22 protein-coding genes are annotated in these 21989 nt (G+C 73.9%); 15 read left to right on the forward strand and 7 right to left on the reverse strand.

Features of this window, described 5'->3' with window-relative positions; translation table 11 throughout:
- Positions 1-4 precede the first annotated feature (4 nt).
- From IEX99_RS12530 to trmFO, 4 genes are all read left to right on the forward strand, one after another.
- Positions 5-769, forward strand: a complete 765-nt coding sequence (locus IEX99_RS12530; RefSeq protein ID WP_188900695.1) for an ABC transporter ATP-binding protein — start codon at positions 5-7, stop codon at positions 767-769.
- Entirely contained in the window at positions 769-1461 is a 693-nt protein-coding gene (locus IEX99_RS12535; RefSeq protein WP_188900697.1) for an ABC transporter ATP-binding protein, read from the forward strand. The genes IEX99_RS12530 and IEX99_RS12535 overlap by 1 nt, the downstream gene beginning before the upstream one ends.
- Before the next feature lie 26 nt (positions 1462-1487).
- Positions 1488-2681: an NADH:flavin oxidoreductase/NADH oxidase gene (locus tag IEX99_RS12540; RefSeq protein ID WP_188900699.1), complete on the forward strand. Its 1194-nt coding sequence runs from the start codon at positions 1488-1490 to the stop codon at positions 2679-2681.
- Positions 2682-2843: 162 nt separating this feature from the next.
- Positions 2844-4199: a methylenetetrahydrofolate--tRNA-(uracil(54)-C(5))-methyltransferase (FADH(2)-oxidizing) TrmFO gene (trmFO, locus tag IEX99_RS12545; protein ID WP_188900701.1), complete on the forward strand. Its 1356-nt coding sequence runs from the start codon at positions 2844-2846 to the stop codon at positions 4197-4199.
- A gap of 48 nt (positions 4200-4247) precedes the next feature.
- Here trmFO and IEX99_RS12550 read toward each other — a convergent pair whose 3' ends face one another.
- Complete coding sequence (locus IEX99_RS12550; RefSeq protein ID WP_188900703.1) at positions 4248-5378, reverse strand: type III PLP-dependent enzyme; 1131 nt, start codon at positions 5376-5378, stop codon at positions 4248-4250.
- Positions 5379-5991: 613 nt separating this feature from the next.
- On the opposite strand from IEX99_RS12550, the gene IEX99_RS12555 reads away from it, so the two are divergent.
- Positions 5992-6897, forward strand: coding sequence for a S1C family serine protease (locus IEX99_RS12555; protein WP_188900705.1), 906 nt, complete (start codon positions 5992-5994; stop codon positions 6895-6897).
- A gap of 68 nt (positions 6898-6965) precedes the next feature.
- Positions 6966-7571 (forward strand): helix-turn-helix transcriptional regulator, encoded by a 606-nt coding sequence (locus IEX99_RS12560; protein WP_229677985.1) that lies wholly within the window; start codon positions 6966-6968, stop codon positions 7569-7571.
- Between the two features lie 236 nt (positions 7572-7807).
- On the opposite strand, the gene IEX99_RS12565 is transcribed toward IEX99_RS12560, so the two are convergent.
- Positions 7808-8605, reverse strand: a complete 798-nt coding sequence (locus tag IEX99_RS12565) for a thiazole synthase (protein ID WP_188900707.1) — start codon at positions 8603-8605, stop codon at positions 7808-7810.
- Between the two features lie 10 nt (positions 8606-8615).
- Positions 8616-8828 carry a sulfur carrier protein ThiS gene (gene thiS / locus IEX99_RS22875; protein ID WP_188900709.1) on the reverse strand — a complete coding sequence of 71 codons (213 nt, stop codon included), beginning with the start codon at positions 8826-8828 and terminating at the stop codon, positions 8616-8618.
- A 188-nt stretch (positions 8829-9016) separates the two neighbouring features.
- On the opposite strand from thiS, the gene aroQ reads away from it, so the two are divergent.
- From aroQ to accC, 3 genes are read left to right on the forward strand one after another with little or no spacing between them, the layout of a single operon-like run.
- Positions 9017-9502: a type II 3-dehydroquinate dehydratase gene (aroQ, locus tag IEX99_RS12575; protein ID WP_229677986.1), complete on the forward strand. Its 486-nt coding sequence runs from the start codon at positions 9017-9019 to the stop codon at positions 9500-9502.
- On the forward strand, positions 9499-9969 hold the full coding sequence (gene accB / locus IEX99_RS12580) for an acetyl-CoA carboxylase biotin carboxyl carrier protein (protein WP_188900712.1): 471 nt from the start codon (positions 9499-9501) through the stop codon (positions 9967-9969). The genes aroQ and accB overlap by 4 nt, the downstream gene beginning before the upstream one ends.
- 24 nt (positions 9970-9993) lie before the next feature.
- Positions 9994-11373 (forward strand): acetyl-CoA carboxylase biotin carboxylase subunit, encoded by a 1380-nt coding sequence (gene accC, locus IEX99_RS12585; protein ID WP_188900714.1) that lies wholly within the window; start codon positions 9994-9996, stop codon positions 11371-11373.
- Between the two features lie 6 nt (positions 11374-11379).
- On the opposite strand, the gene IEX99_RS12590 is transcribed toward accC, so the two are convergent.
- Positions 11380-12456 (reverse strand): TauD/TfdA family dioxygenase, encoded by a 1077-nt coding sequence (locus IEX99_RS12590; protein WP_188900716.1) that lies wholly within the window; start codon positions 12454-12456, stop codon positions 11380-11382.
- 25 nt (positions 12457-12481) lie between these two features.
- Entirely contained in the window at positions 12482-14110 is a 1629-nt protein-coding gene (locus tag IEX99_RS12595; protein ID WP_188900717.1) for an ABC transporter substrate-binding protein, read from the reverse strand.
- A gap of 122 nt (positions 14111-14232) precedes the next feature.
- Between IEX99_RS12595 and IEX99_RS12600 the strand changes: the two genes are divergently transcribed.
- The 6 genes from IEX99_RS12600 to IEX99_RS12625 are packed head-to-tail and all read left to right on the forward strand — an operon-like array spanning position 14233 to position 19977.
- Positions 14233-15852: an ABC transporter substrate-binding protein gene (locus IEX99_RS12600; protein ID WP_188900718.1), complete on the forward strand. Its 1620-nt coding sequence runs from the start codon at positions 14233-14235 to the stop codon at positions 15850-15852.
- Between the two features lie 22 nt (positions 15853-15874).
- Positions 15875-16852 carry an ABC transporter permease gene (locus IEX99_RS12605; RefSeq protein ID WP_188900719.1) on the forward strand — a complete coding sequence of 326 codons (978 nt, stop codon included), beginning with the start codon at positions 15875-15877 and terminating at the stop codon, positions 16850-16852.
- A complete protein-coding gene (locus IEX99_RS12610; RefSeq protein ID WP_188900720.1) occupies positions 16849-17778 on the forward strand; it encodes an ABC transporter permease in 930 nt (309 codons plus the stop codon). The genes IEX99_RS12605 and IEX99_RS12610 overlap by 4 nt, the downstream gene beginning before the upstream one ends.
- A complete protein-coding gene (locus IEX99_RS12615; protein ID WP_188900721.1) occupies positions 17775-18773 on the forward strand; it encodes an ABC transporter ATP-binding protein in 999 nt (332 codons plus the stop codon). Before IEX99_RS12610 ends, IEX99_RS12615 begins: the two co-directional genes overlap by 4 nt.
- Positions 18770-19828, forward strand: a complete 1059-nt coding sequence (locus IEX99_RS12620; protein ID WP_188900723.1) for an ABC transporter ATP-binding protein — start codon at positions 18770-18772, stop codon at positions 19826-19828. Before IEX99_RS12615 ends, IEX99_RS12620 begins: the two co-directional genes overlap by 4 nt.
- Entirely contained in the window at positions 19825-19977 is a 153-nt protein-coding gene (locus tag IEX99_RS12625) for a hypothetical protein (protein WP_188900725.1), read from the forward strand. Before IEX99_RS12620 ends, IEX99_RS12625 begins: the two co-directional genes overlap by 4 nt.
- A gap of 132 nt (positions 19978-20109) precedes the next feature.
- Here IEX99_RS12625 and IEX99_RS12630 read toward each other — a convergent pair whose 3' ends face one another.
- Entirely contained in the window at positions 20110-20889 is a 780-nt protein-coding gene (locus IEX99_RS12630) for an NAD kinase (RefSeq protein WP_188900790.1), read from the reverse strand.
- A 59-nt stretch (positions 20890-20948) separates the two neighbouring features.
- The gene (locus IEX99_RS12635; protein ID WP_188900727.1) at positions 20949-21791 is read right to left on the reverse strand and encodes a carbon-nitrogen hydrolase family protein; all 843 of its coding nucleotides are present in this window, start codon (positions 21789-21791) and stop codon (positions 20949-20951) included.
- Positions 21792-21989 lie beyond the last annotated feature (198 nt).

Raw genomic sequence — 21989 nt, forward strand, 5'->3', positions numbered from 1 at the left:
GCCGATGGAGCCCGCCGCCGGCGCCGTCGCGGGCGTCGAGGAGCTGCGCGTCGAGAACCTCGCCAAGCGCTTCGGCGGGCTGCGGGTGCTGGAGGGCATCAGCTTCGCCCTCGCCCCCGGCGACCTGCTCGGCGTGATCGGGCCGAACGGCGCCGGCAAGACGACGCTGATCAACGTCATCACCGGCCGCACGCCGCCCTCCGGCGGGCGCATCCTGCTCGGCGGGCAGGACATCACCGGCAGGCCGACGCATGCGGTGAGCCGGCTCGGCGTGGTGCGCAGCTTCCAGCAGACCAACACCTTCAAGGCCGCCTCGGTGCGCGAGAACGTCTCGCGCGCGCTGCGCTTCAGCGGCGGCGCGGGGCCGCAGGGCTGGGCGCGCGTCGCGCCGCTGCTCGACGCCTTCGGCCTCGCCCCCCGGCTCGGGGAGCAGAGCGACAAGCTGCCCTACGGGCTGCAGAAGATGCTCGGCCTCACCCTCGCCTACGCCGCCAATCCCAAGGTGCTGCTGCTCGACGAGCCGGCCGCCGGGCTCGAGCGCAGCGAGCGGACGCGGGTGGACGAGTTCGTCCGCCACGTCCGCGCCTGCGGCTGCTCGGTGCTGATCGTCGAGCACGACATGGACCTGGTGCGCCGCCTCTGCCCGCGCATCATCGTCCTCGACGCCGGCGTGGTGCTGGCCGAGGGACCGCCGGCGGAGGTGCTGGCGCGCCAGGACGTGATCGCCGCCTATGTCGGCGCCGACGCGGCCGGGGACGAGGCGGCGTGATGCTGGAGATCCGCGACCTCGATGTGCGCTACGGCGGCATCACCGCGCTGCGCGGCCTCTCGATCGACGTCCGCCAGGGCGAGACGGTGCTGCTGGTCGGCGCCAACGGCGCCGGCAAGTCGAGCACGATCAACGCCGTGATCGGCCTGGTGCGGCCCGCGCGCGGCGCCATCCGGCTCGACGGCCGGGACATCGCCGCCGTTCCCTGCGAGCGGCGCGCGCGCCTCGGCATCGGCTATTCGCCGGAGGGGCGGCGGGTGTTCCCCTCGATGACGGTGCGGGAGAACGTGCTCTCCGGCGCCTTCGGCATGGGGCGGCGGCACCAGCGCCGGGCGCTGGACTGGCTCGTCTCGGTCTTCCCCTTCCTCGGCGAGCGCGCCTCCCAGCCCGCCGGCCAGCTCTCCGGCGGGCAGCAGCAGCTCGTCGCCATCGCGCGCGCCATGTGCTCGCAGCCGCGCCTGCTGCTGCTCGACGAGCCCTTCCTCGGCCTCGCGCCGATCTGGGTGCGCCAGATCAGCGAGGCGATCCGCGAGATGCAGCGTCGCGGCACCACCATCCTGATGGCCGAGCAGATGGCGCGCCCGGCGCTGAAGCTCGCCACGCGCGGCTACGTCATGCGCGGCGGCGAGGTGCGGCGCGAGGGCACGGTCGCCGAGATCCGCGACAGCGCGCTCGCCGAGGAATACCTCTGATCCATCCCTGACGACCGGAACCGCCCATGCCCACGCCCCTGCTGTTCACGCCGATCCGCCTGCGCGACCTCACGCTCAAGAACCGCGTGGTGGTCGCGCCGATGCACCAGTACTCGGCGGTGAAGGGCTTCACCACGGACTGGCACCTGATGAACGCCGGCCGCTTCGCCGCCGGCGGCGCCGGCCTCGTCATGATGGAGTCCACCAAGGTGGAGCGCCGCGGCTGCGGCACGGTCGGCGACACCGGGCTGTGGGACGACGCCTTCATCCCCGGCCTCGCGCGCTGCGCGGCGTTCATCCGCGCGCACGGCGCCGTGCCGGGCATCCAGCTCGGCCATTCGGGGCGCAAGGCGCGGCGCTTCCGGCCCTGGGAGGGCGGCCGGCCGCTCACCCCCTCGCCGGAGATCGAGGACTGGGAGGCGTGGGAGCTGGTCGCCCCCTCCGCGATCCAGTGGCCGGAGGACGAGCCGCTGCCGCGCGCGCTGACGCGCGCCGAGATCCCCCGCGTCGTCGAGGCCTGGGCGGAGGCGGCGCGGCGCGCCGACCGGGCCGGGTTCGACATGCTCGAGATCCACGGCGCGCACGGCTACCTGATCCACGAATTCCTCTCCCCCTTCAGCAACCGCCGCACCGACGAGTACGGCGGCTCCGAGCTGAACCGCATGCGCTTCGCGATCGAGGTGGTGGAGGCGGTGCGCGCCGTCTGGCCGCAGGGCAAGCCGCTGTTCCTCCGCCTCTCCTGCGAGGACGACGCGGGCTGGGACCTGGCGCAGAGCATCCGCCTCGCGCGCCTGGTCGGGCCGAAGGGCGTGGACGTGATCGATTGTTCCTCGGGCGGCATGCGCGGCGCGCCGGTGGTCAGCGCCGGCCCGGTCGGCTACGGCTACCAGGTGCCCTACGCCGAGGCGATCCGGCGCGAGGCCGGCATCATGACGATGGCGGTCGGGCTGATCGTGCACGCCGACCAGGCGGAGGCGATCCTCGGGGAAGGCCGCGCCGACCTGGTCGCGCTCGCGCGCGAGCTGCTCTACAACCCGAACTGGCCGATGGACGCCGCGCGCAAGCTCGGCGTCGAGGGCGCGTTCGACACCGTGCCGCCGCCCCAGGCCTACTGGCTCGCCAAGCGGGCGAGCTCGGTCCGGGAAGTCGTGCCCTCGACCTACGGCACCGGGATCGGCGCCAGCGCGTCCCCCGGCGGCACGGCGGCGCCGCGCGCCTGAGGGCGCGCCGTCCGGCGGAGGGCGTGCGGGACCGGCGGTCGCGCCGGAACGGCGGGCGCGCACCGGGGGGCCACCTTGTCCGGGCGCGGGCCGATCCCATTGCTATGCGGCGCGGCCGTCACCGGCGCGTCACGGGCGACGCAGAGGGGGCAGAACTCGGGCATGGCAGCGATTCCCGTCCACGTCATCGGCGCCGGCCTCGCCGGCAGCGAGGCGGCCTGGCAGATCGCCTCCGCCGGCGTGCCGGTGGTGCTGCACGAGATGCGCCCCCTGCGCGCCACCGAGGCCCACCGCACGCCGGACTTCGCCGAGCTCGTCTGCTCCAACTCCTTCCGCGCCGACGACCCGCTGCTGAGCGCCGTCGGCCTGCTGCACGAGGAGATGCGCCGCGCCGGGTCGCTGATCCTCGCCGCCGGCGACGCGCACCGCCTGCCGGCGGGCGGCGCGCTCGCGGTGGACCGCGAGGGCTTCTCGGCCGAGGTCACGCGCCGGCTCGAGGCGCACCCCCTCGTCACCGTGCGGCGCGAGGAGGTGCCGTGCCTGCCGCCGCCCGACCGGGGCCGCGCCATCGTCGCCACCGGGCCGCTCACCGCCCCGGCGCTGGCCGAGGACATCCGCCGCCTCACGGGCGAGGACTCGCTCGCCTTCTTCGACGCGATCGCGCCGATCGTGCACCGCGACAGCATCGACATGGACATCGCCTGGATGCAGTCGCGCTACGGCAAGGGCGAGGGCGCCGACTACATCAACTGCCCGCTCGACCGCGCGCAGTACGAGGCCTTCCTCGCCGCCCTCCTCGCCGCCGAGAAGACCGCGTTCCGCGAGTGGGAGACCGGCACGCCCTATTTCGAGGGCTGCCTGCCGATCGAGGTGATGGCCGAGCGCGGCCCGGACACGCTGCGCTGGGGGCCGATGAAGCCCGTCGGCCTCCGCGACCCGCGCACCGGGCGGCGGCCCTACGCGGTGGTGCAGCTCCGGCAGGACAACGCGCTCGGCACGCTGTGGAACATGGTCGGCTTCCAGACCAAGCTGAAGCACGCCGAGCAGGTGCGGGTGTTCCGCATGATCCCGGGGCTCGGGCGGGCGGAGTTCGCGCGGCTCGGCGGGCTGCACCGCAACACCTTCCTCAACAGCCCGCGCCTGCTCGACCCGCTGCTGCGCCTGAAGGCCGCGCCGCACATCCGCTTCGCCGGCCAGGTCACGGGGGTGGAGGGCTATGTCGAGTCGGCGGCGATCGGACTGCTCGCCGGCCGCTTCGCCGCCGCCGAGGCGAGGGGCGAGGCGCCCGCCCCGCCGCCGCCGGAGACCGCGCTCGGCGCGCTGCTCGCGCACATCACGGGCGGCGCGCGGGCCGAGACCTTCCAGCCGATGAACGTGAACTTCGGCCTGTTCCCGCCGCTGCCCGGCGCGCCGCGGGGCCGCGAGCGCAAGCGCGCCTATTGCGAGCGCGCCCTGCGGGCGGTGGACGCCTGGCTCGGGCGGCCGCACGTCCTGCCCGCGCCGCGCGAGGCGGCGTAGGGCCGGGACGGGAAGGGGGACCGCTCGCGCGAGCGGTCCCCCCTGGCTTCAGACGTAGTGCTCCGCCAGCGGCCGGAACCCGTTGAAGCCCTGGCTCGCGTAGGTCGTCACATACGCCCCGGTGGCCAGCAGCTCCACCTTGTCCCCCGCCGCCAGCCTGAGCGGCAGGCGGACATTCGACTTCTCGTACAGCGTGTCCACGCTGTCGCAGCTCGGGCCCGCCACCGTCACCGGGCCCTCCGCCGTGCCGTCGTGCGGGGTGCGGATGGCGTACTTGATCGCCTCGCCCTCGGTCTCGGCCAGGCCGCCGAAGCGGCCGATGTCGAGATAGACCCAGCGCACCGGGTCGTCCTTGGCCTTGCGGCTGACCAGCACGACCTCGGACTGCACCACGCCGGCGTCGCCGACGATGAAGCGGCCCGGCTCGACGATGATCTCCGGCAGGGCGTTGCCGAAGTGCTCGGCCAGCGCGCCCATGATGGCGGTGCCGAAGTCCTCGATCTCCGGCACCGCCTCGCGGTAGCGCACCGGGAAGCCGCCGCCGAGGTTGACCAGGCGCACCTTCACCCCCGCCTCGCGCAGGTCGGTGAACAGCATGGCCACCCTGGCGATCGCCGCCTCGTAGGCCGCGGTCGTCGTCTGCTGCGAGCCGACGTGGAAGCTGAGGCCGACGGGATCGAGGCCCATCTCCCCCGCGGCGAGCATCAGCTCGCGCGCCATCCCGACCTCGCAGCCGAACTTGCGGCTGAGCGGCCACTCGGCGCCCTCGTTGCCGACCAGGATGCGGCAATAGACCTGCGCGCCCGGGGCGGCGCGGGCGAGCTTCGCCAGCTCCTCCTCCGAATCGAAGGCGAAGAGGCGCACGCCGCGCTCGAAGGCGGCGCGGATGTCGCGCTCCTTCTTCACGGTGTTGCCGTAGGAGACGGCCGCGCCGCGCGCGCCGGCGGCGAGGCAGGCCTCGACCTCCTCGAAGCTCGCCGCGTCGAAGAACGAGCCGAGCCGGACCAGCCGCTCCAGGATCGGCGCGGCGGGGTTGGCCTTCACGGCGTAGTAGATGCGGGCGAGCGGCAGCGCCGCCTGCAGCCGGCGGTAATTCTCCTCCACCCGGTCCACGTCCAGCACCAGGCAGGGCGTGGCGGGCGCGGACTCGCGCAGGAAGCGTGCGATCTTGGGGGTCATCGCACCACCCTCCCCTAAGGCAGCCGGGCCGCCCATCGCGGCGGCGGCCCGTCAGTTGACGAAACGGTCGAACGAACCAGCGACCAAGGAAGTCCCGCGGCGCGAACCGCGGGGGTTGCCAGAACGCTTGACGTCGTTGCGTAAACCTTGCGCCGGGGCGGACCCCGGTCTCACTGCGGGTCCGTGGCCTGGGGCCAGAGGCACGTGCGTACTGCGTCTGGCGCGCCATATAGGAGGCTCGCCCCCCTGTGCAAAGCGAAAAGTGGTCCATGCGCCGGCTTATTTTCGCATGGATGGGGTGTCGTTCCGGAAACTCGCCCGGCGATCGGGCCGCTCGGCGGAAAGCCTCGCGGATGGAACGCTGTGGCGGCGGAAGCCCTTTGCCGGCGGAGGAGACGCGCGCGGCCTGCAGGGCGGTGCCCGCCGCCTTCCCGTGCCGGCGAATCGATGCCGCGCCACGGGAACGGGCCCGGCCGCCAGGCGCGGGCGCGCCACCGGCGTCCGGCGCCGCGGCGACGATCCGCGCCCCTTCCTGCCGGGGCGCCCCCGTGTCGCAGGGAGGCTGGCACACCATCTCCTCCAGAGATGACACAAGGATGAGCGCCGAGCCGACATGACGGATCCCTTCGCCGCCCTCTCCGACCGCGTCGCCGCGCCGGTCGAGGCCGCGGGGCCGCGCCTCGTCGCGGTGCATGGCAGCGACCGGCGCCCGTCCTCCTCCGGCATCCTCTGGTTCCCGGGACTGGTCGTGACCGCAGCCGGGACGCTGGAGCGCGAGGACGACCTTGCCGTGACCCTCGCCGACGGCCGCCGCCTGCCGGCGGTCCTGGCCGGGCGCGACGTCGGGACGGACATCGCCCTGCTGCGCGTCCAGGGCGCGGGCGAGGGCTTCGACGCGCCCGGTCCCGGTGCCGGGCAGGACGGCGTGCGCGTCGGCCAGCTCCTCCTCGCCGTCGGGCGCGCCGAGGAGGGGCCGATCGCGACGCTGGGGACCGCCGCCATGGTCGGCGGGCCGTGGCACAGCCCGCGGGGGGGCCGGATCGACCGGCGCATCCGCCTCGATCTGGCGCTGGATCGCGCGGCGGAGGGCGGTGCGGTGCTGGACGGCGCCGGGCGCGTGCTGGGAATGGCGGTCCTCGGCGCGCGGCGCCGCGGCACGCTGGTCATCCCCTCCGCGACCATCGCGCGCGCCGTTGCGGCGTTCGAGGCCCGCGGGCGCCTCTCGCGCGGTTATCTCGGCCTTGCGATGCAGCCGTTGCGGATGGGGCGGGGCCTCGACGCGGCGCACGGACTGATCGTCGTCGGCCTCGACCCCGGCGGGCCGGCGGAGCGGGCGGGCGTGCGGCTCGGCGACGTGATCGTGGCCTGGGACGGCGTGCCGCTCGCCGGCGGCGGGGTGCGGGAAGTGCTGGAGCGGCTCGACCCCGACAGCGTCGGGCGGCGCGTCGCGCTCGGTCTGCTGCGCGGCGGCGATCCGACGCGGGTCGCGATGACGATCGGGGAGCGGCCCTCGGCATGAACCTTGCCGTGGCGGCGATGCGACACCGTGCGATGCGGCCCGGCGATGCGGAGCGCGGACCGGGCCCGGTGCGGACGGCCGACCGATGCGACGGCGCCGTCCGCCCTGTCGCGGTCGCGCTGCGCATCGCCGATCCGGCGCTGCGCGCGCGCCTGGCGGGGATCGTGGACGCGGCGCCGGGCCTCGCGCCGGCGCCGGAGGGTGCCGCCGCCGCCGCGCTGGTCACCGATCGCGTCCTGCCGCGCGAAGGCGGCGGCGCGGCCGGACCGCCGATGCTGGTGCTCGCCAAGGACGCCGCGGCGCGGGCGCGCGCGCTGCACGCCGGGGTAGGGGGCGTCCTGCCGCCGGATGCGGGCGAGGCGCAGCTCGTCGCGGCGATCGTCGCCGTCGCGCACGGGCTGGTCGTGCGCCCGGCGTCGCCGCGGCCGGTGCCGCCGCGCCCCGAGCCCGCCGCGGCCGGTGCCGCGGAGCCCGTCCCCGCGCTGACCCCGCGCGAGCGCGAGGTGCTGGCGCTGCTCGCCGCCGGCGCGGCGAACAAGGTGATCGCGCGCCGGCTCGGCCTCTCGTTCCACACCGCGAAGGCGCACGTCGCGTCCGTGCTGGCGAAGCTCGGCGCGTCGAGCCGCGCCGATGCGGTGGCGCGCGGCATCCGGGCGGGGCTGGTGCTGCTCTGACCGGCGGCGCGGCATCGGCCGCGATCCGGTCGCCGCGCTGCCGCGGCCGCTTCGGGCGCCTCTCCGGTCGGCGCGTCGCCGGACCATCGGCGCCTCGGGAAGGGGGCCGGCTCGCGCCACGCCGTCATGCGCCGGCCCGCCGCGCAAGGGAGCGATCCGGCGCGGGGCGGGTCGGCGCCGTGCCGCCGGTCGGCACGGCGGCACCCGGGCGAGATCCGGCCGCCGCCGGACCTGTCCTACCGGATCAGCCCCTCGGTCAGCGGGCTCGACGGATCGGCGACATACTTCTTCGGCATCCGCCCGGCGAGGTAGGCCAGCCGCCCCGCCTCGACCGCCGCCTTCATCGCCCGCGCCATGCGCACCGGATCCCGGGCGTGCGCGATGGCGCTGTTCATCAGCACCGCGTCGCAGCCGAGCTCCATCGCCACCGTGGCGTCGCTCGCCGTGCCGACGCCGGCGTCCACCAGCACCGGCACCCTGGACTGCTCGACGATGGCGCGGATCATCACCGGGTTCTGGATGCCGAGGCCGCTGCCGATCGGCGCGCCGAGCGGCATGATGGCGACGCAGCCCATCTCCTCCAGCCGCCTGGCGGCGATCGGGTCGTCGTTGCAGTAGACCATCACCTCGAAGCCGTCCTTGAGCAGCGCCTCGGCGGCCTCGAAGGTGGCGGGCATGTCGGGGTAGAGGAAGGGCGGCGGCCCGAGGACCTCGAGCTTCACCAGGTTCCACCCGCCCGCCTCGCGCGCCAGGCGCAGGGTGCGCACCGCCTCCTGCGCGGTGTGGCAGCCCGCGGTGTTGGGCAGGTAGGTGTAGCGCTTCGGGTCCACGTAGTCCTGCAGCATCGGCGCCTTCGGGTCGGAGAGGTTGACCCGCCGCACCGCGACGGTGACGATCTCCGCCCCGCTCGCCTCGATGGCGCGGCCGGTCTCCTCCAGGTCCTTGTAGCGGCCCGTGCCGACGATCAGGCGCGAGCGGAAGCGGCGGCCGGCGACCTCCCAGGTGTCGTCGGCGTCCGTGTGCATGCCGTCCATGGCTCGCCCTTCAGCCTCCGCCGATGAAGTGGACGATCTCCAGCCGGTCGCCCGCGGCGAGCGCCGTCGTGGCGTAGGTGGAGCGCGGCACGATCTCGAGGTTGCGCTCGACCGCCACCTTGCGGGGGTCGAGCCCGATGCGCGCGAGGAGGTCCGCCACCGTCGCCGGGGCCGGGACCTCGCGCCTCTCGCCGTTCACCTCGATCGCGATCGTTGCCGCCATGGCCGAGAATGTGGCGAAGCCGGGCCCGGCCGGCAAGCCGCCGGCGCTCGACCCGGCCATGCGTGCCGGGGCTGCGGGGCCGGTCGGCCGGGGCGATCGGTGCGCCGGCGAATCGGCGTCGCGCTTGCGGCGGCGGACCGCGCCATGCTAGCCGCCCACGGCTTCGTGAAGCGAATCGGGAGACGGCAGTGGCTCCGCCCCTCATCGCCGTCCTGAACGGCCCCAACCTCAACCTCCTCGGCACGCGGGAGCCGGAGAAGTACGGCACCGCCACGCTCGACGACGTCGAGGCGCTCTGCGCCGAGGCGGCGGAGGAGCTGGGCCTCGCCATCGACTTCCGCCAGACCAACAGCGAGGGCGAGCTGATCACCTGGGTGCAGGAGTGCCGCGGCCGGGCCGAGGGCATCGTCATCAACCCGGCCGGCTACTCCCACACCTCGGTCGCGCTGATGGACGCCCTGCTCGCGGTCGGCCTGCCGGTGATCGAGGTGCACATCACCAACATCCACCGGCGGGAGGAATTCCGCCACCACTCCTACGTCTCCCGGGCCGCGACGGGGGTCATCGCCGGGCTCGGCATCGGCGGCTACGCGCTCGCGCTCAGGGCCATGGCCGGGATGCTGGAGGCTCTGGCCGCCGCCGAGGACGACAGCACGCAGGACGAGGACGCATGACCGAGGGCATCCGGTTCGATCCCGCCCAGATCCGCGAACTGGCGCGGATCCTGCGCGACACCGACCTTTCGGAGATCGAGCTGGTGGAGAAGGACAGCCGCATCCGGGTGGTGCGCCAGGTGACGGTGGCGCCGGCCGCGACCGCGACCGTGTCGGTCCCTCCCGCGCCGCCGGCCGCCGCCCCGGCCGCGCCGGCGACCGCGGCGGCGGAGCCGGCCGAGGCGGCGCCGCCGCCGGGCGCGGTCACCAGCCCGATGGTCGGCATCGCCTACCTCGCGCCCGAGCCCGGCGCCGCGCCCTTCGTGCAGGTCGGCGCCCGGGTCGAGCAGGGCCAGACGCTGCTGCTGATCGAGGCGATGAAGACCTTCAACCAGATCAAGGCGCCGAAGGCCGGCACCGTCACCCGCATCCTGGTCGAGAACGGCGCGCCGGTCGAATACGGCGAGCCGCTGATGGTCATCGAGTAGCGGTCCGGCACGGCGGCGGCGACGATGTTCGGCAAGGTCCTGATCGCCAACCGCGGCGAGATCGCGTTGCGCATCCACCGCGCCTGCCAGGAGATGGGCATCCGCACGGTCGCGGTGCACTCCACGGCCGACGCGACGGCGATGCATGTGCGCCTCGCCGACGAGAGCGTGTGCATCGGCCCGCCGGCGCCGCGCGACTCCTACCTCAACGTCGCGGCGATCCTCTCGGCCGCCACCATCACGGGCGCGGACGCGATCCACCCGGGCTACGGCTTCCTCGCCGAGAACGCCCGCTTCGCGGAGATGGTGGAGGCGCACGGCTTCGCCTTCATCGGCCCCGCGCCCGAGCACATCCGCATGATGGGCGACAAGATCGCCGCCAAGGCGGCGATGCGCCGGCTCGGCGTGCCGCTGGTGCCGGGCAGCGAGGGCGCGGTCGCGACGCTGGACGAGGCGCGCGCGGTCGCGGCGGAGGTCGGCTATCCCGTGCTGATCAAGGCCGCCGCCGGCGGCGGCGGTCGCGGGATGAAGGTCGCGCGCAGCGACGCGGAGCTCGAGGAGGCGTTCCGCGTCGCCCGCGCCGAGGCCAAGGCGGCCTTCGGCGACGATGCCGTGTACATCGAGAAGTTCCTCGACCGCCCGCGCCACATCGAGATGCAGGTGCTGGCCGACGCCCACGGCAACGTCGTGCACTTCGGCGAGCGCGACTGCTCGCTGCAGCGCCGCCACCAGAAGCTGGTCGAGGAGGCCGGCTCGCCGGTCCTGACCGCGGCGGCGCGCGACGCGCTCGGGGCGCAGGTCACGAGGGCGCTCGCCGAGCTCGGCTACCGCAACGCCGGCACGCTCGAATTCCTCTGGCAGGACGGCCACTTCGCCTTCATCGAGATGAACACCCGCCTGCAGGTCGAGCATCCGGTGACGGAGATGGTCTGCGGCGTGGACCTGGTGCGCGAGCAGATCCGCATCGCCGCCGGCGACCGGCTCGGCTACGGCCAGTCCGACATCCGCTTCCAGGGCCACGCCATCGAGTGCCGCATCACCGCGGAGGATCCGGAGAGCTTCGCGCCCTCGCCGGGGCGCGTGAGCATGTACCACGCCCCGGGCGGGCCCGGCGTGCGCGTGGACAGCGCGCTCTACGCCGGCTACGCGGTGCCGCCCTACTACGACAACCTGGTCGCCAAGCTCGTCGTCCACGCCGGCACGCGGGCGGAGGCGATCGCGCGGCTGCGCCGGGCGCTGGCCGAGATGGTCGTGGACGGCGTGCGGACCACGCTGCCGCTGCACCAGCGCATCGTGGAGGACGCCGAGTTCCAGGCCGGCGACTACACGATCCACTGGCTGGAGCGCTTCGTCGCGCGCGGGCGCGAGGCGCGCGGCCGCGAGGCGCGCGCCCGGGCCGCGTAGCCCGCCCTACGCCGCGTCCAGCGGCGCGTTCAGCGCCACGCCGGGCACGCGGATCCCCGCCGGGCGGCCCTTCGCGGTCGCGCCCTGCCACTGGCGGGTGTAGACCTCCGGCAGCGCCGGCCCGTCCTCGCAGGCGAGCCAGAGGCGGAACAGGTGGCGCCGCCGCCCGGGCTCCGGCCAGTCCTCGAAGGCGGTGCGCGAGTGCATGACCCAGTGGTTCGACAGGAACTGGATGTCGCCCTGGCGGAACTCCATGTCGAGATGGATCGCGGGGTCCTCGGCCAGGCTGTCGAGCAGGTCGCAGGCGGCGTCCAGCTCCGGCGTGATGCGCGGCACCTCCGGGAAGCGCTGCGCCTTGCGCATGGCGCTGCGCACGTAGGTCGCGATCAGCCCGCCGTCCGGCATCGGATTGAACACCGGCACGGCGTACCAGGGCTCGGCGCCCTCCGGCACCTCGCCGCGGCGGTCGCGGTACACCGGCCTGACCAGCTCCGCCAGCAGGTCCGGGCGGCGCCGCAGCATCTCGTTGTAGAGCGCGCCGGAGCTGACGATCGAGGAGAGGCCGCCGGACCTCGCGGGCTGCAGGCACAGCAGCCCGACCACGTCGGAGGAGTCGCAGTGGTAGGGCAGCCGCGCCGCGGTCTGGTAGCCGCGGCCGGTCGGCGCCGCGTAGTCCACGCCGATGTCCTTCACATGGCCGAGGACGTGGCCCTTGGCGTTCTGCGACACCGGCTCGCCGATCTTCGCGCCGAGGCCGAGATAGGCGATGGCGCACTGCCGCCTCGTCCAGCGCCCGACGGGCACGCCGCGGACCAGGATGAAGCCGCGCCCGCGCAGCACCGCCTGCTTCACCTGCGCGACCAGCGGCGCGAGGCCCGGCACGGCGAGGTCGTCCGGCCCGATCGCCGCGATGTCCACGCCCGCGGCGTCGAGGCGCGCGACCGCCTCCTCCAGCTCGGCGATCTCGGCCGCGGTCAGGGGGCGGATCCACTCCTCCGGCCGCCGCGCCATCTCCGGCCCGTACCAGACGAAGGGGCCGGAGACGGGGCGCAGTTCCGCGGTCGCGATGGTGGGGTCGTGCATGCGTCTCCTCTCTCGCGTCGGCGCCTCAGTTGGCCGGGCGGATGCTCGCCGCCAGGGTGCGCTCGTCCACCCGCGGCTCGGCGCGCAGGCAGCGCCGCGTCGCCCAGATGTTGACGAGCTGGTAGAGCGGGATGAAGGCCTCGTCCTCCACCGCCATCCGCACCGCCCCGCGCAGCATCGCCTCGCGCCGCTCGTCGTCGAAGGTCGCCACGGCGCGCGCGGTGAGGGCGTCGAGCGCCGGGTTGGAATAGCGGCTGCGGTTGGCCGAGCCGGTGCGCGCCCGCGGGTCCCAGGTGCCGAGGATGTTGACCAGGAAGGAGCTGGCCTCGCCGGTCACGCTGCCCCAGCCGATCAGGTGCATGGCGAATTCCTGCCGCGCCGAGCGCGCGGCGAAGCTCGCCCAGGGCAGCGCCTCGACCTGGGTGCGCACGCCGATGCGGGTCCACATCTGCGCCACCGCCTGCGCGGTCTTGGCGTCGTTCGGGTAGCGGTCGTTCGGGCTGTGCAGGGTGAGGCGGAAGCCGTCCGGGAAGCCGGCCTCGGCGAGCAGGCGTCGCGCCGCCTCCGGGTCGTAGGGCGGCGGACGGACGTCGGGATTGTGGCCGAAGGCGCCGGCCGGCAGCCACTGGCCGGAGGGATGCGCGGTGCCCTCCATCACCCGCTCGGCGAGCGCCCGGCGGTCGATCGCGATCGAGAGCGCGCGGCGCACGCGGATGTCCTGGAAGGGGTTGCGCGGGATCGGGCGGCCATCGTTGTCGGTCAGGAAGGGCACCGCGCCGTCGCGCGAGAGGTCGGCGCCGAGGAAGATCACCCGCAGCCCCTGGATGTCGAACACCGAGACGCGCGGGTCGCGCCGCAGCCGCGGCAGGTCGGTCGAGGGCACCTGGTCGATGACGTCCACGTCGCCGGCGAGCAGCGCCGCGGTGCGGGCGCCGTCGTTGCCGATGAAGCGGTAGGAGACGCGCGCCCAGGGCTCCGGCCCGCCCCACCAGGCGTCGTTGCGCGCCATCTCGGTGCGGTCGCCCGGGCGGTAGGAGACGAGGCGGTAGCGGCCGGTGCCGATCGCGGCGCGGCCGGCGTTGTAGTCCTCCGTCGTCGCCCCCTCGCCGGCATGGCGCGAGACGATCGCGATGTTGGCGAGCTCGGTCGGCAGCAGCGCGTGCGGCCGGTGGGTGTGGAAGCGGATGGTGAGGGGGTCCACCACCTCGACGCGGGCGATGGCGCGGAGGTAGCCGCCGAAGCCGCCCGGGCTGTTGGGCACGTTGGGGGCGCGGGCGATGGTGAAGGCGACGTCGTCGGCGGTGAAGTCGCGCCCGTCGTGCCATTTCACGCCCGGCCGCAGGCGGAACTCCCAGACCGTCGGCTCGATCACCCGCCACTCCGCGGCGAGGCCCGGATAGGGGCGCGCCTGGGGGTCGCGCTCCACCAGCCGGTCGAAGATGTGCATCGAGAGGGAGTTGTTCGGGCTGGCGTTGTAGAAGTGGGGATCGAGTGAGGTGACCGAACCGCCGATCCCGATGCTCAGCGCCGCCCCCTGCTGCGCCGCGGCCGGCGCGCCCCCGGCGATGCCCGCCGCGACGACGGCCGCCGCGACCCCGGCGGCGCGGCGGCGCGGGACGGACGGGGGGGCGTGCGGGCGGGTCGGTGGGCGCATCGTGCAACTCCGGGGCGGGAGACCGCGGCGGCGCGGCGGACCGGCGCCGCCGCCGTCAGCCTAGCCGGCGCCGGGCGGGGCTGCTACAAGAACGACGTCTGGGAGTGACCGAGGGCCAAAGAATGTCCGGAATCCTGCGGAGGAATGCGTCCATCGCGGTCGGCGCCGCCGTGCTGGGACTGGCGGCGGTGGGCGCCGCCGCGCCCGAGGCCCGGGCGCAGACCCTGACGATGGCGGTCGGCGCGCCGGTCACCTCGCTCGACCCGCACTACCACCAGCTCTCGCCCAACAACGCGGTCGCGGACATGATCTTCGACCGCCTCATCAACACCGACAACCTGTCGCGCATGGTCCCCGGCCTTGCCGTCGAGTGGCGGCCGGTCGGGCCGACGGTCTGGGAGTTCAGGCTCCGCCCGGGCGTCCGCTTCCACAACGGCAACCCCTTCACCGCCGAGGACGTCGCCTTCACGATCCAGCGCGTGCCCAACGTGCCCAACAGCCCCTCCTCCTTCGCCGCCTACGTGCGGCCGATCCAGGGGGTGGAGATCGTGGACCCGCTGACGATCCGGCTGCGCACGGCCTCGCCCGCGCCGCTGCTGCCTCAGGACCTGACCAACGTCCGCATCCTCGACCGCGAGACGCACGAGAACGCGGCGACCGAGGACTTCAACGCCGGTCGCGCGGCGATCGGCACCGGGCCCTGGCGGGTGGTCCAGCACCGCAGCGGCGACCGCATCGAGTTCGAGCGGAACGACGGCTACTGGGGCGACAGGCCGGCCTTCCAGCGCGTCAACTACCGGATGATCACCAACGACGCGGCGCGCACCGCGGCGCTGCTCGCCGGCGACGTCGAGTTCATCGACCAGGTGCCGACCTCGGACCTGGCCCGGCTGCGCGGCGACCAGCGCGTGACGCTGTCGGAGATCACCGGGCTTCGGCTGATCTTCCTCGGCCTCGACCACCTGCGCGCGCCGAACGAGGACTCCCCCTTCGTCACCGGCAACGACGGCCGGCCGCTCGGCCGCAACCCGCTGCGGGACGTGCGCGTGCGCCGCGCGCTCTCGATCGCGATCGACCGCCAGGCGATCGTGGAGCGGGTGATGGAGGGTGCGGCGACGCCCGCCGGACAGTTCCTGCCGCCCGGCGTGTTCAGCCACGTGCCCGAGCTCGGCCCGCCGCGCTACGATCCGCAGGAGGCGCGGCGCCTGCTCGCCGAGGCCGGCTACCCGGACGGCTTCCGCCTCACCCTGCACTCGCCCAACGACCGCTACATCAACGACTCGCGCATCGCCCAGGCGATCGGCCAGATGTGGACCCGCATCGGCGTGCGCACGGCGGTCGAGGCGCAGACCTGGACGACCTTCATCGGCCGCGCCGGGCGGCAGGAATTCTCGGCCCACCTGATCGGGTGGGGCTCCAACCCCGAGGGCTCGCACCCGCTGCGCAACATCATCCACACCGCGAACCGGGAGCGCGGCTTCGGCGCCTCCAACCGGGGCCGCTACTCGAACCCGGAGGTGGACGCACTGATCGAGCAGGCGCTGGTCGAGCTTGACGACGAGAAGCGGGAGCGCCTGCTCCAGGAAGCCAAGCGCAAGGCCTTCGAGGACGTGGCGATCATCCCGCTGCACATCCAGACCAACATCTGGGCGATGCGGCGCAACCTGGCGCACACCCCGCGCAACGACGAGCTGACGCGGGCGCAGGACGTGCGGCCGGCCAGCGTCCCCGCCGCCCGCTGAGCCGGCGCAGGGCGGCGCGCGCATGAGCGTCTACATGCTCCGGCGGCTGCTGCAGGCGGTCGCCGTGGTGTTCGCGATGTCGCTGATCGTCTTCGTCGGCGTCTACGCGATCGGCGATCCGGTCGAGATCCTGATCAGCCCCGACGCCGACCAGATCGAGCGCGAGCGCGCGATCGCCGCCCTCGGCCTCGACCTGCCGCTGTGGGAGCAGTACTTCGTCTTCCTGAGCAAGGCGCTGCAGGGCGACCTCGGCCGCAGCTTCGTGTTCAACGAGCCGGCGCTCCGGCTGATCCTCCAGCGCATGCCGGCGACGCTCGAGCTCGCCTTCGGCGCGACGATCATGGCGCTGGTCATCGGCCTGCCGCTCGGGCTCTACGCCGGGCTGAGGCCGGACTCGCCGGTCAGCCGCACGATCATGGCGGGCTCGATCCTCGGCTTCTCGCTGCCGACCTTCTGGGTCGGGCTGATGCTGATCATGGTCTTCGCCGTGCAGCTCGGCTGGCTCCCGTCCACCGGGCGCGGGCCGACGCGCGAGTTCCTCGGCATGCAGTGGAGCTTCCTGACCTGGGACGGGCTGCGCCATCTGCTGCTGCCGGCGATCAACCTCTCGCTGTTCAAGATCAGCCTGGTGATCCGCCTGACCCGCGCCGGGGTGCGCGAGACCATCCTGATGGACTTCGTGAAGTTCGCCCGCGCCAAGGGCCTCTCGCCCAACCGGGTGATCTTCGTGCACGTGTTCAAGAACATCCTGATCCCGGTCGTCACCGTCGTCGGGCTGGAGCTCGGCTCGACCATCGCCTTCTCGGTGGTGACGGAGAGCGTCTTCGCCTGGCCGGGCATGGGCAAGCTGATCATCGACTCGATCAACGTGCTCGACCGGCCGGTGATCGTCGCCTACCTGATGATCATCGTGATGATGTTCATCATCATCAACCTGGTCGTGGATCTCACCTATTCGGTGCTCGATCCGCGGGTGCGGCTGGAGGCCAAGGGGACATGAGCGATCTCGCTCTCGACCGCGCCGCCGCCGTCCCGTCGGTCGCGCAGGAGCGCGTGGAGACGCCGTTCCGGCGCTTCGTCGCCGAGTTCGCGGAATCCAAGCTCGCGCTGCTCGGCCTCGGCGTGTTCGTGGTGATCGCGCTGACCGCGATCTTCGCGCCCTGGCTGGCGCCGCAGAACCCCTACGACCTCGGCCAGCTCGACATCATGGACGGACGGATGGAGCCCGGCACGGTGGGCGGCGCCGGCTTCACCTTCTGGCTCGGCACCGACGACCAGGGCCGGGACATGCTCTCCGGCATCATGTACGGGCTGCGCATCTCGCTCAGCGTCGGCGCGGGGTCGGCGCTGATCGCCTGCTTCATCGGCGCCTCGCTCGGGCTGCTCGCGGCCTATGCGGGCGGGCGGACCGACAGCCTGATCATGCGCCTCGTGGACCTCCAGCTCTCCTTCCCGGCGATCCTCGCGGCGCTGATGATCCTCGCCTTCCTCGGCAAGGGCATCCTCAACGTCGTCATCGCCCTGGTGCTGGTGGAATGGGCCTACTACGCCCGCACCGTACGCGGCACCGCCCTCGTCGAGCGGCGGCGCGAGTACATCGAGGCCGCGCACTGCCTCGCGCTGCCGACGCGGCGGATCCTGTTCAGGCACCTGCTGCCGAATTGCATGCCGCCGCTGATCGTGGTCGCCACCATGCAGGTGGCGCGCGCGATCGCGCTGGAGGCGACGCTCTCCTTCCTCGGCCTCGGCGTGCCGATCACCGAGCCCTCGCTCGGCCTGCTGATCGCCAACGGCTACGAGTACATGCTGAGCGGGAAGTACTGGATCAGCTTCTATCCGGGGATCGCGCTCCTGATCACCATCGTCTCCATCAACCTCGTCGGCGACCAGCTGCGCGACGTGCTCAATCCGCGGCTCAGGAAGTGAACGGCACCGCGCCCCCGACGCTGGAGGTCCGCAACCTCCGCACCCACTTCTTCACCCGCGCCGGCGTGGTGAAGGCGGTGGACGACGTCTCCTTCTCCGTCCCGCGCGGCAAGGTGCTCGGCCTGGTCGGCGAGTCGGGCTCGGGCAAGTCCGTGACCGGCTTCTCGGTGATGGGCCTGGTGGACCCGCCCGGCCGCGTCGTCTCGGGCGAGATCCTCTTCCAGGGCCGCGATCTGACCAAGCTCTCCGAGGAGGAGATGCGCGACCTGCGGGGCAACCGCATCGCGATGATCTTCCAGGACCCGATGATGACGCTCAATCCGGTCCTGCGCATCGACACGCAGATGATCGAGACCGTGCTCGCCCACGCCAGGGTCTCGCGGGAGGAGGCGCGGCAGCGCGCGCGCGACGCCCTCGGCATGGTCGGCATCCCGAGCCCGGAGGAGCGGCTGCAGTCCTATCCGCACCAGTTCTCCGGCGGCATGCGCCAGAGGGTGGCGATCGCCATCGCGCTGCTGCACCGCCCCGAGCTCATCATCGCCGACGAGCCGACCACCGCCCTCGACGTGACGATCCAGGGCCAGATCCTCGCCGAGGTGCAGAAGCTCTCGGCGACCACCGGCACCGCGCTGATCTGGATCACCCACGACCTCTCCGTCGTCGCCGGCCTCGCCGACGAGATCGCGGTGATGTACGCCGGGCGCATCGTCGAGCACGGCACGGTGGCCGAGGTCCTCGACCGGCCGCTGCATCCCTACACGGTCGGCCTGATCGGCTCGGTGCCGAGTCGCAACCGCCGGGGCGAGCCGCTGCGCCAGATCCCCGGCATGACGCCCTCGCTGCTCAACCTCCCGCCCGGCTGCCCGTTCCGCGCCCGCTGCCCGCGCGCCGCCGAGGACTGCCGCGAGGAGCCGCCGATGCGCGAGGTCGTGCCCGGGCGCGACGTGCGCTGCTTCCGACCGCACCTCGAGGCCGCGGAAGAGGCCACCGCATGAGCAGCGCGACGCTCGACAGGCCGCAGCCGCAGGCCGCCCCCGACGCCGCGCCGCCGATGGTGGAGCTGCGCGGCGTCTCCCGCCGCTTCGAGAAGAAGCTCGATTTCGCCGGGAAGCTCGCCCGCCGCCTCGGCGCCCCGGTGCGCGAGGAGGTGGTGCACGCGGTGGACGGCGTGGACCTCGCCATCCGCCGGGGGGAGGTGGTGGGCCTGGTCGGCGAGTCCGGCTGCGGCAAGTCCACCCTCGGCCGCATGGTCGCGGGCATCCTGCCGCCCACCGCGGGCACCATCCTGCGCGACGGGCGCGACGTCGCCACCCTGCCGCCGGCGGAGGCGCGGGAGATCAAGCTGCGCACGCAGATGATCTTCCAGGACCCCTACGCCTCGCTCAACCCGCGCATGAGGGTGGCGGACATCGTGGGCGAGGCGCCGCTGGTGCACGGCATCGTCGCGCGCTCGGAGTTCGACGCCTACGTGGACGAGCAGCTCCGCCGCGCCGGCCTCGACCCCGCCTTCAAGCGGCGCTACCCGCACCAGTTCTCCGGCGGCCAGCGCCAGCGCATCGGCATCGCCCGCGCGCTCGCGGTCAAGCCCGACTTCCTGGTCTGCGACGAGGCGGTGGCGGCGCTCGACGTCTCGATCCAGGCGCAGATCCTCAACCTGTTCATGGCGCTGCGGCGCGAGCTCGACCTCACCTACCTGTTCATCAGCCACGACCTCGGCGTGGTCGAGCACCTCTCGGACCGCGTGGTCATCATGTACCTCGGCCGCGTGCTCGAGGAGGCGCCGGCGGAGGAGGTGTTCCGCCGCCCGAACCATCCCTACACCCAGTCGCTCCTCGCCTCCGTGCCGCGCATCGAGGCACGCAAGCGCGCCTTTTCGGTGGTGCAGGGCGAGATCCCCTCGCCGCTCAACCCGCCGAGCGGCTGCCACTTCCACCCGCGCTGCCCGCACGCGATGGAGCGCTGCAAGGCGGAGCGCCCGCGCCTGCGCGAGATCGCGCCGGGCCACCGCAGCGCCTGCCACCTGAACGACGCGGCGGCGGGGACCGCGTGACGGGCCGCGTCCTGCGCCTCGCCCCGCTGCTCGCGGCGCTCGCCCTGCTCGCCGCCGGCATCGTCGCCTGCGGGCGGGCGGCGGATGGCGGCGGCCAGTCCGGCCCCTACATCGGCCTCGGCGGCGGACTGAACCGCGCGACGCGCTAGCGCCGATCGCGGTCGGCGGGCGCCGGCCGGAAGCATGGATGGCTCGACCGGCGACGAGCGGGGCCGCTGCGGCCAGCGCCGCCGGGCGGGAACGGCCCCGGCGGCGCCGCGGCTCGCGGGGCGCGGCGGGCGTCAGACCGTGAACTGCTCGGCGATGATCCGCTCGGACAGGTGGTGGTCCGGGTCGAACAGCAGGGTCAGCGAGATGCTGCGGTCCTCGCGCACCTCCACCCGCTGCACGTCGCGCACCTCGGTGTAGTCGGCGACCGCCGCGACCGGGCGCTTGTCCGGCTCCAGGATCTCGAACACCACCACCGCCTTGTTCGGCAGCAGCGCCCCGCGCCAGCGCCGCGGCCGGAAGGCGCTGATCGGCGTCATCGCCAGCAGCTCGGCGCCGAGCGGGATGATCGGCCCGTGCGCCGAGAGGTTGTAGGCCGTGCTGCCGGCCGGCGTGGCGACGATGATGCCGTCGCAGATCAGCTCCGGCAGGCGCTCCTTGCCGTCCACCAGGATGCGGATCTTCGCCGCCTGCCGCGTCTCGCGCAGCAGCGAGACCTCGTTGATGGCGAGCGCCTCCTCCGCCCGCCCATCCGCCGTCGTCGCGATCATCCGCAGGGGGTGCAGCACCGCCGCCTGCGCCACGGCGAGGCGCTCGGGCAGCCCCTCCTCGCGGTAGTCGTTCATCAGGAAGCCGACGCTGCCGCAGTTCATCCCGTAGACCGGGATGTTGCGGCCGAGGAAGCGGTGCTGCGTCTCCAGCATGAAGCCGTCGCCGCCGAGCGCGACGATCACCGCCGCCTGCTCCGGCGGCACGTCGCCGTAGCGGGCGACCAGGCGTTCGCGCGCCTTGCCCGCCACCTCGGTCGCGGCGGCGAGGAAGGCGATGCGCCCGGCGAAGGCCTGCGCTCCCACCGTCGGCGCATCCGCCGCCGAGGGGCGCGCGCCGGCGTCCGGCGCGGCGGCGGTCGCGCTCACGCCAGCCTGCGGTGCTCGAGCACCGGCATGTCGCGCCGCACCCGCTCGGTCAGCGCCCGGTCCACCCGCGCCGTGGCCCAGCCCACCCCGTCGGAGGCCTTCGCCACCACATGCCCCCAGGGATCGCAGACCAGGGAGTGGCCATAGACCTGCCGCTTCTGCCCGCGCTCCAGGTACTCGCCCCAGCTCGCCGCGGCGGCGATCCAGCACTGCGTCTCGATGGCCCGCGCCCGCAGCAGCACCTCCCAGTGGTCCTTGCCGGTGGCGAGGGTGAAGTTGGAGGGCACGAGGATCAGCTCCGCCCCCGCCCGGCGCAGCGCCAAGTAGAGCTCCGGGAAGCGCATGTCGTAGCAGATCGTGAGGCCGAGCCGCACCCCGCCCGGCCCCTCGGTCGTGACGATCTCGCGTCCGCCCTCGTAGGCGGCGCTCTCGCGGTAGCCGGTGCCGTCCGGGGCGGTGATGTCGAACAGGTGGATCTTGCGGTAGCGCGCGACCTCCCGTCCCTCCGGATCGAACAGCAGGGAGGTGTTGCGCAGCCGGCCCCCTTCGCCCCCCGCCTCGATGATCGAGCCGCCATGGACGAAGAGGCGATGGGCGCGGGCGAGGCCGCGCAGGAATTCGTAGGCCGGCCCGCCGGCCTCGCCGGAGCCTTGCGGCGGCAGGACCTCGGCAGCGGCCTGGCGGGCCGCGCGGTCGCCGCCGAGGTTGGTCCAGGTCTCGGGCAGGCTGATCAGGTCCGGGCGGTCGGCGGCGATGGCGGCCTCGGCCAGGCGGCGCGCCTGGGCGATGTTGGCGGCCTTGTCGCTGCCCTGGTTCATCTGGATGACGGTGACGCGCATGGGGCGGCGGGTACGTCCGGTTGCGGTGGTCGGGGTGGGCGGTGAGAGGACCGGTTCGCGGCCGGCCCCCCGCGAGGCGCGATCGGCGGCCGAGGCATGCTGGCGGCGGTGGTCGCGCCGCCACGCCCCGCATCAAGCCGGAGCGGCGCGCTGCCGGCAAGGGGGCCGCGTCCGGTGGCGCCGGTCGCCTGGGCCTCG

This window comes from Caldovatus sediminis, assembly GCF_014644455.1.
In the GTDB taxonomy this organism is placed as follows: Bacteria; Pseudomonadota; Alphaproteobacteria; order Acetobacterales; family Acetobacteraceae; genus Caldovatus; species Caldovatus sediminis.